The organism is Roseovarius sp. THAF9, assembly GCF_009363715.1.
Lineage (GTDB): Bacteria > Pseudomonadota > Alphaproteobacteria > Rhodobacterales > Rhodobacteraceae > Roseovarius.
The window spans coordinates 796,208-810,728 of the sequence record NZ_CP045404.1; the positions used below are offsets into that span (position 1 = coordinate 796,208).

7 protein-coding genes and 2 pseudogenes are annotated in these 14,521 nt (G+C 58.0%); 7 read left to right on the top strand and 2 right to left on the bottom strand.

Going from position 1 to position 14,521, the window contains the following annotated elements; genetic code table 11:
- The first annotated feature begins 33 nt into the window (after nucleotides 1–33).
- The 7 genes from FIU86_RS03990 to FIU86_RS04020 all read left to right on the top strand — a co-directional run bounded on the left by FIU86_RS03990 (nucleotide 34) and on the right by FIU86_RS04020 (nucleotide 13,700).
- Complete coding sequence (locus tag FIU86_RS03990) at nucleotides 34–912, top strand: LysR substrate-binding domain-containing protein (protein ID WP_152473883.1); 879 nt, start codon at nucleotides 34–36, stop codon at nucleotides 910–912.
- 683 nt (nucleotides 913–1,595) lie between these two features.
- Complete coding sequence (locus FIU86_RS03995) at nucleotides 1,596–3,140, top strand: ABC transporter substrate-binding protein (RefSeq protein ID WP_152473884.1); 1,545 nt, start codon at nucleotides 1,596–1,598, stop codon at nucleotides 3,138–3,140.
- Between the two features lie 92 nt (nucleotides 3,141–3,232).
- Complete coding sequence (locus FIU86_RS04000; RefSeq protein ID WP_152473885.1) at nucleotides 3,233–4,198, top strand: ABC transporter permease; 966 nt, start codon at nucleotides 3,233–3,235, stop codon at nucleotides 4,196–4,198.
- A 10-nt stretch (nucleotides 4,199–4,208) separates the two neighbouring features.
- A complete protein-coding gene (locus FIU86_RS04005) occupies nucleotides 4,209–5,048 on the top strand; it encodes an ABC transporter permease (protein WP_172977422.1) in 840 nt (279 codons plus the stop codon).
- A gap of 1 nt (nucleotide 5,049) precedes the next feature.
- Nucleotides 5,050–6,660, top strand: a complete 1,611-nt coding sequence (locus FIU86_RS04010) for an ABC transporter ATP-binding protein (RefSeq protein WP_152473886.1) — start codon at nucleotides 5,050–5,052, stop codon at nucleotides 6,658–6,660.
- Between the two features lie 424 nt (nucleotides 6,661–7,084).
- Nucleotides 7,085–8,680, top strand: coding sequence for a peroxidase family protein (locus FIU86_RS04015; RefSeq protein ID WP_152473887.1), 1,596 nt, complete (start codon nucleotides 7,085–7,087; stop codon nucleotides 8,678–8,680).
- A gap of 1,072 nt (nucleotides 8,681–9,752) precedes the next feature.
- Complete coding sequence (locus FIU86_RS04020) at nucleotides 9,753–13,700, top strand: tandem-95 repeat protein (RefSeq protein ID WP_152473888.1); 3,948 nt, start codon at nucleotides 9,753–9,755, stop codon at nucleotides 13,698–13,700.
- A gap of 118 nt (nucleotides 13,701–13,818) precedes the next feature.
- Here the strand turns inward: FIU86_RS04020 and FIU86_RS22765 are convergent.
- Together FIU86_RS22765 and FIU86_RS04030 are read right to left on the bottom strand one after the other, a co-directional pair.
- Nucleotides 13,819–13,995 (bottom strand): annotated as a pseudogene (locus FIU86_RS22765) (IS6 family transposase); the annotation flags it as partial.
- A 31-nt stretch (nucleotides 13,996–14,026) separates the two neighbouring features.
- A pseudogene (locus tag FIU86_RS04030) lies at nucleotides 14,027–14,506 on the bottom strand (IS3 family transposase); the annotation flags it as partial.
- Nucleotides 14,507–14,521: the final 15 nt, after the last annotated feature.

Here is a 14,521-nt window from a genome sequence, read left to right on the forward strand (position 1 = left end):
GATGTTATATGGCAGTAGAATTACTATTGCAGAATGTCCGAACTTCCCCCGCTCAACAGTTTGCGTGCGTTCGATGCAGCAGGCCGCCGCCTCAGTTTCCGCTCAGCCGCTGATGAACTGGGCGTTACGCAGGGAGCCGTCGCGCAACAGGTGCGCCAGCTCGAAGCGCTGCTTGGTGTGGTCTTGTTTGAGCGGGTACCGAAGGGCCTGGCTTTTACGCCAGTCGGGCGCAGCTATCACAACCGGATTGCCGGAGTGTTCGCAGACCTTCGAGCCGCAACTGCCGAACTGAAACCAGAGCCGAACAAAGTTCTTATCAGTGTCACACCGACCTTTGCTGCGAAATGGCTGATCCCCAATCTTCCGGACTTCACCGCCGCACACCCGGACATCGATTTGCGGATCATGGCGACCGAAAGAGTTTCCAGCTTCCACAGCGACGGAATAGACCTTGCAGTGCGCCAGGGATCGCCGCCGTTCGGCGCATCATTGGACGTCACGCTTATTTTTAAGCAATCACTGATCGCAGTCGCCGCGCCGAAGTTTGCAGACAAAGGCGACGCTCTTCTTGATCCAGATAAACTTGCAAGAATGCCGAAGGTCCATGACACTCATGACCAATGGCCCAGCTATCTCTCGTATTTGGGTGTTCAGGAACAGTCTCCTCGTCACCTTCATCTGAGCCAAACTTCTCTTGCGGTCGATGCCGCTATCGCCGGACAGGGTTTGGCCTTGGTAAGCCGGTTTCTGGTGGCGCAAGACCTTGAGGCCGGACGTTTGGTGGAGGTTGGCGCAGCTTGGGACGCGGGCGGCAGTGATTTCTATGTCCTCATGCCGCGAACCGCCAAAAACAATGTGTCGGTCGTCAAGGTAATGACGTGGCTTACGGCTCGTTCCGCCGAAGTTGCCTGACTGCCTTGAACCATGAGCGGCCATTCAGATCATTCGAGCGAAAGTCAGCTCTGTCCCGCATTGCAGACCTTGGACGGATCGGTTTCGCATGTCTGCTCACGGCCCAAAGCCGCCCTTGGTTTTTTGCAATGCCGCTGCGCCGCAGAATACTCAAAGCTGACCTCAGTGATGCCAGCATGCTTCACTGGCTAAACCCAGTTTTTGATACCAAGTTGGCAACTCATCGAACCACACGGTAGATTTGGAGACCTGTTCGACCGCCCGCTTAAATCGATACCTATATGACCAAGTCCCCGCTCATCGCGGATTGCCGTATGCGCGTTCTTTTTCCAATAGACCCTGCCGCCTCTAATCGGGCTCAGAACTTCATCAACGTCTTGAACCGTGTTGGCATCACGCCAGAACGGCCAAAAAAGCTGCTTCGTGCTTGTGCTAAAGTCTTGATTTTGGAAATCAGATTTTCATCAGCTGACAAACCGCCTTGACTCCCGACCGACCCGCCTATGAACCTCGGGTATGCCAGACGCCTACACAACGGAGGCAAGCACAAACGCCGAACACTCCGAGAGACCGGTAACCGGCACGCGGCGTGTAACGGAAAATTCGCGTGCTATCGGCACAACCGGGCGGTCATTTGAAAGCCCGGTAAGTTGACCATCGCGAACATCAACAGGGAGACTTAGATGAAAAAGACACTGACAGCCTCAATTCTGTACCTCGGGCTTGCGCTGCCGACAGTGGCCCAAGACTCCGGCGGCCGGCTTGACATCGTGGTGCAACCCGAACCGCCCAGCCTGATGCTGGGTCTCGTGCAGAACGGACCGACGCAGCTGGTCGCGGGCGACATTTACGAAAGCCTTCTGCGCTATGACACCGACCTGAACCCGATGCCGTCGCTGGCCAAGTCGTGGGAAATTTCCGACGATGCGCTAACCTACACATTCACGCTTCAGGACGGGGTGACTTGGCATGATGGAGAGCCTTTCACCGCCGAGGACGTAGTGTTTTCGGTCGACACCTTCCTGCGTGAAACCCATGCGCGACTTCGGGTCAGCTTGGAACACGTTGAATCCGTGACCGCGCCAGACGATCACACCGTCGTTTTCAAGCTGAAGAACCCTTTTGGTCCATTCATCGGCGTCTTCGAGGCGGGAACCATGCCGATGATCCCAAAGCATATCTACGAGGGGACAGATTTCGCCAATAACGAAGCGAACAACACGCCGATCGGTACCGGCCCGTACAAGTTCAATGAGTGGGAGAAAGGCAGCTATATCCACCTTGTGAAGAACGAGGATTACTACCTGGACGGACAGCCCTATCTGGACGAGGTGTTCTACCGCGTCATTCCCGACGCCGCCTCGCGTGCGGTAGCGTTCGAGAATGGCGAGGTCGACGTGCTGCCCGGTGGCTCTGTCGAAAACTGGGACGTGAAACGCCTGACCGAGATGGAAGGCGTCTGTTCTACCGGCAATGGGTGGGAGTATTTCGCGCCCCATGCGATGGCGTGGATGAACAACCGCGAAGGGGCCACGGCAAACAAGGATTTCCGCAAAGCTGTGATGTACGCCATGGACCGCGAGTTCGTGAAGGACGTGATCTGGAACGGGTTCGGCACTGTCGCCACCAGCCCGGTATCGTCCAAGACAAACTTCTACACCGCCGACACGATCATGTACGATCATAACCCCGACAAAGCACGCGAGCACCTGGAGGCCGCAGGCTATGACGGGGAAACCGTGCGCATCTTGCCTTTGCCCTACGGCGAGACATGGCAACGCTGGGCCGAGGCGATGAAACAGAACCTTGAAGAGGTGGGTGTCAATGTCGAAGTGGTGGCAACCGACGTCGCTGGCTGGAACCAGAAACAGGCCGAGTGGGATTTCGACATCGCCTTCACCTACCTCTACCAGTACGGAGATCCGGCCTTGGGTGTCGCGCGCAGCTATCTTTCGTCCAACATCGCCAAGGGCAGCCCGTGGAACAACGTCGCCGGGTATGAAAACGCGGAAGTGGACGAGATGTTCGCCGAGGCCGCCATCGCCGCCACCCCGGAAGAGCGTCAGGAGATCTACACCGAGGTCCAGAAACAACTGGTCGACGACGTGCCGGTCGCCTGGCTTCTGGAGATCGAGTTTCCAACGATCTATCGCTGCGACGTGAAGGATCTCGTGACCACCGCCATCGGTGTGAATGACGGGCTGCGCGACGCGTGGGTCGAGCAATAGATCCAAGTGAGGATGCAAAGCTGGCCCGGAATGACCCGGGCCAGCCTCTATTCCGCCCCTGACGACCACCGCGAACCGAGCAGGCCCAGACAATGAACCTTGCCGCCGCCATATTTGGCCGTACAGCCAAAGCCATCATCACGCTTTTGCTGGTAGTCGTGCTGAATTTCTTCCTGATCCATGCAGCCCCCGGCGACCCGGCGATGGTCATGGCAGGCGAAGCAGGCGCGGCGGACGAACAATTCATCCAGCAACTGCGCCAGCAGTTCGGGCTGGATCAACCGCTCTACGTACAGTTCTGGAATTATGTCTCGGGCGTCGTGCAACTGGACCTTGGCTACTCCTATCGTCAACAGATGCCCGTGCTGGACCTGATCCTGGACCGGTTGCCCGCGACGCTGTTACTGACGATGACAGCCTTCGGCATGTCCCTGCTTCTGGGAATCGTGTTCGGCCTTGCCGCTGCCGCACGGCAGGGCAAATGGAGCGATACCGCGATCACCACCATGGCATTGCTGTTTTATGCCACACCGCTTTTCTGGGTGGCGCTGATGGCCGTCGTGCTGTTCTCGGTGCATCTGGGCTGGTTCCCGGCCTTCGGATACGAAACCGTTGGCGCTGAATACACCGGCATAACCGCTGTGCTGGACCGGCTGAAACACCTGTTCCTGCCGGCGCTGACGCTTGGGCTTTTCTTCATGGCAGTGTACCTGCGGATGACCCGGTCCTCGGTTCTCGAAGTCAGCCAGATGGATTTCGTCAAGACGGCCCGCGCCAAGGGTCTGCGCGAGGGAACCATCCGGCGTCGTCACATACTGCGCAATGCCCTCTTGCCCGTCGTCACACTGGCCGGTCTTCAGGCGGGGCAACTGGTGGGCGGTGCCGTTCTGACCGAAACCGTGTTCGCATGGCCCGGCATCGGTCGCCTTATGTTCGAGAGCTTGACCGCGCGTGACTATAACACGCTCCTCGGTGTGTTCCTTGTCTCGGCGGCCATGGTGATCGCCTTCAACATCATCACCGATATCGTGTATCGGCTGATTGATCCGCGGATTTGAGGGGACACGCATGATCGATTTCCTCAAAAGATTCTCCCGCAACCGGGGCGCGGTGATCGGCGCGGTGATCCTGACTTGCGTTGTTCTCTTGGCCATCTTCGCGCCTCTGATTTACCCAGAAAGCCCGTGGAAGATGGTGCAGCGGCCCTTCCTCGAACCGTTCAGCACCGAGGGCTTTCCTCTGGGCACCGATACGTTGGGCCGCGACGTGGCGGCGGGGTTGGTGCATGGCGCGCGCGTGTCGCTGATCGTGGGGCTGGTGTCGACCCTGGTGGCGCTGTTGATCGGCGTGCCGCTCGGGGCATTCGCGGGCTTCTACGGAGGGCTGGTGGATGACGGCGCCATGCGTTTTACCGAGTTTTTCCAAACCATCCCGAACTTCGCGCTGGCCATCGTCCTGGTCGCGATTCTGGAACCGACGCTGCCGACGATAACGCTGGCCATCGCCATTGTCAGCTGGCCACCCGTCGCCCGCCTCGTGCGGGCCGAGGTACTGTCGCTGCGCAAGCGTGAGTTCGTCGATGCCGCACGGCTTGCTGGGCTATCAAACGCCCGTATTCTTTTCGGACATATCCTGCCCAACGCGATGTCACCGATCATCGTCATGGCCTCTTTGATGGTGGCAACGGCGATCCTGCTGGAAAGCTCGTTGTCCTTCCTCGGCTTGGGGGATCCCAATATCATGAGCTGGGGCTACATGATCGGCGCGGCGCGCACGGTGATCCGCACGGCCTGGTGGCTAAGCTTCATTCCGGGCGTGGCGATCCTGCTGACGGTTCTGGCCCTGAACCTCATTGGCGAGGGGTTGAACGACGCCCTGAACCCCCGGCTGGCAAGAAAGGGGCGCTAAGATGGAGACCGTTCTGTCGATCCGCGAGCTGGCGATATCCCTGCCGCCCGGCGCGGACCGGGACTATGCAGTTCAGAACGTGGACTTCGACCTGAAGTCCAGCGAAATCCTCTGTGTGGTCGGCGAATCCGGGTCGGGCAAGTCCATGACCGCCAACGCACTCATGGGCCTGCTGCCCGATCAGGTTGAGGTCGCCCAAGGCTCTGCCGAATTCGAAGGGCGCGACCTGCTGGCAATCCCGGACCATGAAAGGCGCAAACTGCGCGGCGACCGGATCGGCATGATCTTCCAAGAACCAATGACGGCACTCAACCCGCTGATGCGGATCGGTGACCAGATCACCGAGGTCTTCGAGGCGCATGACCGGCACAGCCCGGCCGAGCGGCGTACCAAGGCGCTGGACCTGGTCCGCGAGGTTGGCCTGCCCGACCCCGAGAAGATCATCCGCGCCTACCCGTTCCAGTTGTCGGGCGGGCAACGGCAACGTGCGATGATCGCCATGGCCTTGGCTCTTGATCCGGCAATCCTGATTGCCGACGAGCCGACAACCGCTCTGGACGTCACCACGCAGGCCAAGATCCTCGACCTTATCAAGACCATCCAGTCCCGGCACGGCATGGCGGTGATGTTCATCACACATGATTTTGGTGTGGTCGCGGAAATCGCCGACCGGGTGATCGTGATGCGCTATGGCGAGATCGTCGAGCAAGGCTCGGCGCGCGAGGTTCTGGCCAATCCGCAACACGCCTATACCAAAGCCCTGCTAGAGGCGATCCCGTCCGATCACGTGCCGACGCCGGAGCCTGTACGCGCGCAGCCGGTGTTAGAGGTCCGCAACCTGTGCAAGACCTTTGTCACCTCGGGCGGACTGTTCAAAGCCTCCCGCAGCGTGACCGCAATCGACGATGTCTCTTTCACCATCGCACGCGGCGAGGTCTTGGGGATCGTCGGAGAATCCGGCTCGGGTAAGTCCACCGTAGGCCGTGCAATCGTCCGGCTGGTGGAGGCTGACAGCGGCGAAGTCATCCTTGACGGCCAAGACATGAACGGCCTCACGGCTCAGGAGCTACGCCACGCCCGCTGCCGGGTTCAAATGATTTTTCAGGATCCTTATGCGTCACTTAATCCCCGCAAGAAGATCCTCCATGCGCTCTCCGAAGGCCCCATCGTGCAAGGCGTGTCCAAAGAGAAAGCCCATGCCCGCGCACGTGAACTGCTGAAAATCGTCGAGCTGGATGCAGGGGCCGCCGACCGCTTTCCACACGAGTTTTCCGGCGGACAGCGACAGCGCATCGGGATTGCCCGGGCCTTGGCGATGGATCCAGATCTTATCATTGCGGACGAGGCGGTTTCGGCGCTTGACGTATCCATCCAGGCCCAAGTGCTGGGCCTTTTGCGAGATCTACAAAGCCGACTGAATCTTTCGTTGATGTTCATCACTCACGACATGCGCGTCGCGGCCCAACTTTGCGATCGAGTGGCCGTGATGCAAAAGGGCAAGCTGGTGGAGATCGGCCCGGTGGCCGAGGTTTTTCTCGATCCCAGAGAGGATTATACGCGCAGCCTTCTGGCGGCTGTGCCCGGCACGACATGGGATCGACAATTGGCATGAGCGATCCTTGGACGAGGATCAGTCCAGATCGCGGCGTCGTCCAAAGCAGCAGGGTTTCGAGATACGAGGTTTGACACTTCGGCGCCACGTTCGTAAACGCCTTGGCAATTATCCAAGCGGTGGCGACTTGAATGAAAGGACCGTGCTGCGCAGGCGGTCCTTGGCTGACGTCTAGACCTTCGAACAGTGCGGTGAAGCAGTTCTCGAGCCCGTATTCTCGAGTTTGCTTATGGCTACGACAACGGGCCGATTGCAACTCTTGGATTAACGCGGCAGACCTCGCAAAGACAGTGTCGCTGCACGTAAATCCGGTCCTGTTCCAAAGACTTGCGTTTGTAAGCGCCGTCTTGTCTAGCGGATTGTGGAAAGAATCCTGAAAATAGGGCACAATCAACCTGTCCTTTATTTAGGCCAGGTATTCATCATGAGCATTTCAAAATACAAAGTACTACAGTTCGTATTTTCCATTATCGAAGCGATACCGCCATTAGACAGACTGGCAAATCGATGGGCCATAAACAGGGTCGTCAATAGGGCGCGCAACCGTCCGCATCCCTTAAGTACGGTACATGATTACGTGTCCTGGAGGGGCCTGACGGACCGACGGTGGAGCGGTCGGCACTTGCCACCGAAGGTGAAAGACGACCTTCCAGACCCAGAGACGCTCAAGGTGCTTTTTGAACGTCCAGACGGCAACCAGAGAATGTGCCCCAAATCCACAAGTCTTTTTCCAGCCTTCGCGCAGTATCTGACCGACGGATTTCTTCGAACAGAATCCGATGGCATTATTACCCCATCACTCAAAGAGTTGCTCGATCCTGAGGACTTCGACACTCGCACCCGTCTTCGTCGCAACACTTCGAACCACGAGATTGATCTTTGCACGCTCTATGGTCGGACGCATATGCAAACGCTTGCGCTCCGCCTCCGATCTGAAGAAGCCGGTCAAAAGGGGCGTTTGAAGTCGCAGATACTGAATGCAGAAGAGTACCCGCCGTTTCTTTATTCACTTGGGGATACTACGCCGCTTGAGAAATTCTCGGTTCTTGACGGCCCTTTGGTAAGCGAGGATCTGGACCAAGAGAAGCGCGATGCCTTGTTTGCCGTCGGTGGTGATCGCGTGAACTCTGTGCCTCAGACGTCAATGATCAACACGCTGCTCTTGCGTGAGCATAATCGCCTCGCTGCAGAAATTGAGACTGAAAACCCGACGTGGGACGACACACGGGTTTTCGAGACAGCGCGAAACATCATGATCGTACTCTTTATCAAGATTGTCGTCGAAGAATACATCAACCATATTTCTCCCCTGCCTTTCAAAATCCGGGCTGACCCGTCGGTTGCATGGGATGCGCCATGGAACAGGCCCAACTGGATCACCACGGAATTCAGTCTACTCTATCGATGGCATGCCTTGATCCCCGACAACGTCACCTGGGGTGGCACGTCCTACCCGATTGGGAAGACAATTCAAGACAATCGCTTCCTGATCGCTAACGGCCTGCTGAAGTCGTTCGTCGAGGTGAGCGACACAGCGGCGGCGGAGCTTGGCCCGCAAAACACTGCAAGAGAGCTCTTGGACGTAGAGGTTAGCTCGATAATGCAGGACAGAGCCTGCGATCTTGCCGGCTTTTCAGACTATTGTGCGTACCTCGGACTGGATCGACCAACTTCGACACGCACGATCTCTTCTCGCCCAGACGTCGCCGAGAAGTTGTCAGGCGCTTATGACAATGTGCGCGACGTTGAGTTTTTTGTTGGTCTTTTTTGCGAGGACCGTGTTCCGAACAGCCCGCTCCCGAGACTCGTGCTTGCCTTTGTCGCATTGGACGCCTTCAGTCAGGCGCTTACGAACCCACTGCTTTCCAAGCACGTTTTCAAACCTTCTACGTTCTCCAGAACGGGGTGGAAAACCATTCAGAAGACGTCATCAATCAGAGACCTGCTGGCGCGCAACATTCCCGAGAATATAGGCGACGCGTTCGTGGGTATGACGCGACGCGACTGGGTCCCCGAGTAGTCGAAATCAAAGCTGTTGCGCACGGCTCTGATTTCAGAAATGAAAACGCTGATGCACGATCGCACCCCACCCATTCCTGCCATTCAATATGCTCTGTTATACCGCCGTGCGGCCCGTCATCCGAGGCATTCGCCGCGCCTGCAAAACCAAACCCGGGGGAAATCACTTGATGCGGGACAATCCTCCCTTTCAGCGGCCAATCGAGTGTCGACCAAAATGGCAGAAATGAAGCTCCGAGGCGATTGTGCCAAGCGCGATCAATGCCGTCGTGCGGATCCTCGTGGCTCTCATCCTGTGGCCGCGCGCCTGTCCAAAAGGAACACCGCGCGAATGAACCAAGCATAGGAGACCGCGAACATCATCCGCAGACGGTAGTGACCAAGGGAACGCCAATCGCAATGATCGCGGCGATGGCGTCAATCAGTCTGCCTCGCCAATCTTCGTTTGGGCGCTGGATCAGACGTGAAACAACCCCGATCTTGAAGGCAAAACCCATTACGCTCGCCAACGCGGCTTCCCATCTCAGCGAACCTGCGCAGACCCTTGGCGAGGAATTGTTCCGAGGGCAGTCACCTGATCCATTCCATCGTTGATTCAGAAAAATCGACCCTGCGACACGGAATTCAGAGCGGAACGAATGCTTCACGCGTCCAATGGCAAACTGGGCTCACCCCAGTCCCGACAATGACCCTCCCACCTCAGCGGGTGCTTGGGAGTGACCCTGGTTCAACGCAAATAACAACTTTCCGGCATTTTTTTGCCTCATTGCGATATTTCAATAGGCTGGGGTTCGCTCATTTCGCATGCTGACGTGCTCGGTGCACAAACTTGGCCTCTCATGAACTTGTATCGCTTGCTGAAAGCTGTAGTACCTCTCTTATTCCGAGTGCTAGGCGTTCACGAGCAGAATGTTTCGACCAGACGTAGGGATGAGGTCCCACATCAGTAAAGCATAGCGCAAAGGCGGATCTGCCGACTTTGCGCTTCCCGCTAGGGTTTGCCCGTGCAAGCCCGAGGAAAATTCGTGTCGCGGTGTCACCGACCAGCGGCCAAATGGAAAAAAGAGAACTCAATGCCAACACACATGATCGCCGAATCCGATCTCCCTCAAACCCCTGCAGAGGCTGCAGCGTTTGTTGCTTCAGTGATGTCTGAGCCTGACATGCACATGCATGACATGGGTTCGGACATGGCGACGGAGCACATGCAGTTGATGGACCTCGTGGAGCGGAGCGAGGCGACGCATGTGGCGATTGCGCATGGGGACTGGTTTGACCCTGCGACCTGGCATGAGGGGCGTATTCCGGATGCAGGCGCACAGGTTCTGATCCCGCACGGCATACATGTCAACTATGATGGCGAGAGTGATGCCTCGCTGTTCACCGTGCGGGTCGACGGCCAGCTGGCCTTTGCCACAGATGCCGACACGCGCATGGAGGTCGACACCTTCGTCGTCGCTCCAAGCGGCCGGCTGGAGATCGGGACCGCCGACACGCCCGTCCAAGCCAATGTGAACACCGAGATCATCATCGCCAACAATGGCGACATCGACGTCAACTGGGACCCGACGCTGCTCTCGCGCGGCCTCATCTCTCATGGCGAGGTGGAGATCCACGGCGCAGAGAAGACCACATTCCTCAAGGTCGATGACGCGCCCATGGCAGGCGACACGCAGATCACGCTGGAAGAAGTGCCAGAGGGCTGGCAGGTCGGCGACACGATCGTGATCACAGGCACTCACAAGCAGGGCTGGACCTGGGACAACGACGTGCGCCGCGTCGTCCATCGAGAGAGTGAGGACGAGGAAGTCACCATCACCGCGATCAATGGCACCCAGATCACTATCGACCGCCCCCTGGAGCATGATCACGACACCCCGCGGGAGGATCTCGCAGCCTATGTCTCCAACATGTCGCGCAACATCACCGTGCGCAGCGAGGATGGCGAGGGCACCGAGGTGCATCACCGCGGCCATGTCATGTTCATGCATTCCGACGATGTCGATGTCCGCTATGCCGCCTTCGACGATCTCGGCCGCACCGACAAGTCCTTCGCCGCCGCCGATGTGGGGACCTTTTCGACCATCGAGGCCGACAGCAACGTCAAGGGCCGCTACGCAGTGCACCTGCATCGCACCGGCACGGAAGATCAGGAGTCCCCCTCCTTCCTCGTCGGCAACGCTGTCTCGGGCTCGCCGGGCTGGGGCATCGCCCATCATTCCAGCCATTCGGTCATTGTCGACAATGCCGTCTTTGATGCCTTCGGCGCGGCCTTCGCCGCCGAGGATGGCGACGAGACCGGCGTCTGGGGCGGCAATATTGCGATCCGCTCCGAGGGCATCGGTTATGGGGACTGGACAGCAAAGGATCAGAACGACGTGCAGCGTCACGACAACGGCCGCACGGGTGACGGCTTTTTCTTTGCTGGACGCCTGGTTGAGGCCAATGACAATGTCGCGGCCAATACCACCCATGGCTATGTCTGGATGCACCGCTCCGCACCAGCTGCTGCACTTTCCGATAATCTCGACCAGCCGGAAGTTGCCTATGGCGCCGGAACGATACGGCCGGACCTGGCACCCATTCAGGGCTTCGATGACAATGAAGCGTTTGGCACCCAAGTCGGACTCATTGTCGTTAAAGCCAACCACCGGCAGGAGCACGAAGTGCGCACCGTCATGGATGGATTCCTGAATTGGGAGACATCGGCAGGCGTAAATCTGTCTTATACTTCGCACTATACGGTCAAGAACATAGATCTCATCGGCACAGAGAACCGCGAGGAGCCCGCCAATGCTGAGTATGGTGTGCGTTTGGGCAACAACGCTTACGACATGGTCGTCAACGGCGCCGCAATAGATGGCTTCGCCACCGGAGTGGATGTCAGCACCAATGGCTACACGCTCCCAATTACCACTGCCGATGCCCAGAACTTCTTCATCGATGTAGAGGTTACCGATACAAATCGGGAATATATTGGTTTGGACGAGAGTCGCCACCAAATCATGAGTTCTGACGAACTGGTTCAGGACCGACTGGACTTCACCATGGGTGGAGACCTCACCCTTTCCCAAGGTGAAACCTTGTTTTTTGATGGTGTCAAAACCGACTCTATCGGTAGCCGAGACCGGCAGTTCTCCAGTATGGACGAATTTCAAGCGGCATATTTCTATGAAAACATCGTCCCTCTGCTACAAAACGAAGGCTACTACACTGCTCCAGATGGTCGGCACATTCTACTCGTCGAAGACTTCGTTGCGGACAGAGCAACGGGTGAGCTACTGAAATTTGCACATCGCGTCACGCTGCAGATGTCAGATTCACAATTGGCCGCCTGGGGCGCTGTCAATAACGGTCCGATCGACCTCACAAGCAGTGCCCCTATCGCTCGAAATGACACTGCAACCGTTGCACCAGGCCAAGCGGTGCTGATCGACGTTCTCGCGAATGATAACGATCCTGAGGGCGATGCAATCCGCATCGACGGCATGACCCAGCCCGATCAGGGCGGCGCACAGATGGGACCAGACGGCACCATCCTCTTCTTTGGGGGGCTGAATAGCGAAGGCACGGAAACGTTCACTTATTGGGTTACCGATAATGCCGGGAATTATACGCCGGCTGAGGTCACGGTTACTATTGATCCCACCGCATCACCCACACCTCAACCAGATCCCGACCCTCAAACCAATGTGGACCCGGACGCCGTCGACGAAGCGGTCACGACCGATGAAGACCAGGCCATCACCATCAACGTCCTGTCCAACGACCAGGATCCCGACGGAGACCCGCTGGTTGTCACATCTGTCGGCACGGCCGCGAACGGAATGACAACAATCAACGCCAACGGCACAATCACCTACACCCCAGACCCCGGCTTCAACGGAAACGACAGCTTCACATACACCGTGTCGGACGGACAGGGGGGAACAGACAGTGCCACGGTTTCGATCTCAGTGAGCGAAGGCAATAGCCCGATCAACGGGAGCAATCTGAACGACACGCTTAACGGTACGAGCGCGAGCGACATCATCGACGGCTTCGGCGGTAACGATCTCGTATATGGGGGCCTCGGGTTCGACAGTATTGTCGGTGCGGAAGGCAACGACACGCTCTTCGGAGAAGTTGGCTTCGACACGCTCGAGGGGGGCGTGGGCGATGACGAACTCCACGGCGGAGACCAGGCCGACCTGCTGCGTGGCGGCGCCGGAGCGGATTCGCTTATCGGCGGCGAGGGCGCGGACCATCTTCATGGCGAGACCGGCAATGACACGCTGCTTGGGGGCAGCGGCGCGGACCGTTTCTTCGGCGGTGACGGCGCCGACTGGATCGATGCCGGCTCTAACTTCGGCAATTCGGTGGACGGAGTCGAGGGCGGCGCCGGCAACGACACCATCTTCGGCGGCATCGGCTTTGACCTTCTTCAAGGCGGCGATGACGACGACGAAATCGACGGCGGCGATCAGGCCGACAATCTTTATGGCGAGGACGGCAATGACACCCTGAACGGCGGCAACGGGTTTGACCGTCTCTTTGGTGGCGAAGGCGATGACTTGCTGGAAGACTTCGAAGGCTTCGGCGGCCAGTTTGGCGGCGGCGGCAACGACACGATGCGGGGCGGTGACGACAACACCAACTTCTTCGGTCAGTTGGGCAACGACCTGATCGAAGCTGGCGGTGGCGATGACCGGATCGGTGGCAACGCCGGTTTTGACATCATCGACGGCGGTGCTGGCAACGACCTGATGTTCGGTGATTTCAACGCCGATACGTTCGTCTTCCAGAACGGCCACGGCGTGGACACGATTGGCGATTTCGATGCCCTCAATACCTTTGAGCGGATCGACCTGAGCGCTGTCAGCACGATCACGTCGCTGGCGGATCTGGACCTTGGCTCCGCCTCGACCGGGGCGGCCACACAGATGGGCGCGGACGTGGAAATCGACACAGGCGGCGGCAACCTCATCATCCTCAACAACGTGTCCATAGGTGATCTCGACGCGACTGATTTTCTTTTCTGAGGCGATAATGATGTTCTGTCTTACCCCCTGTCTCTGGGCCACTCAACTGGGCTCTCTCTAACAAGGGTTCTGTCAGACGGTTTCGAACTCGTCTCGGTTGGTCCCGTGATGTTGTGCTTTAGACCACGCAGAGATTGCGCCATTCTGCGAGAGCAGCAGCGCGGGTCCGTTTGAAATTCTGTCGGTTGTAGAGGCTGCGCTCCGCATTGAACCAGTTGTGGATTGAAGAGTGGACGGCGGCGAATTTCTGCAAACTTCGCATGCGCCGGAAGCGGGACATGGCACGTTTGGACCTGTCCCGCTTTCGTTCCGCTCCGATTGCTCGTCTATGCTGCCTCTGCTTCGAAGGCCAAGGGGCTTTTCCGGCCAAGAGCTGAGTGCCTGCGTCGTGGATTGTAGAAGCTATTGATGTACTCGAAGATGGCGATCTCAGCGTCGCGACGTGTGCGCCAGGAGCGTTGCCACAGCAATTCAGCCTTGATCGTCTCGAAGAAGGTTTCGACCGCTGCGGTGTCGTAGCCGGTCCCCGTCCCACTCATAGATGCCTGGAACCCATGCTTGCGCAGGATTTTCTGGTAGTCGTGAAACCAGTATTGGCTGCCACGGTCGGTGTGATGGATGCAGCCCTTCGGCGGTCGCCGCAAGGCAATGGCCATATTCAGGGCCCGGATCGCCAGATCGCGCTTCATTCGGTTCGACACGGCCCAACCGATCACGCGCCTTGAATGCAGATCGAGAAAGACCGCCAGATAGAGCCACCCCTCTCGGGTCCACACGTAGCTGATGTCGCCTGCCCATTTCTGATCGGCCAACAGCAGCTC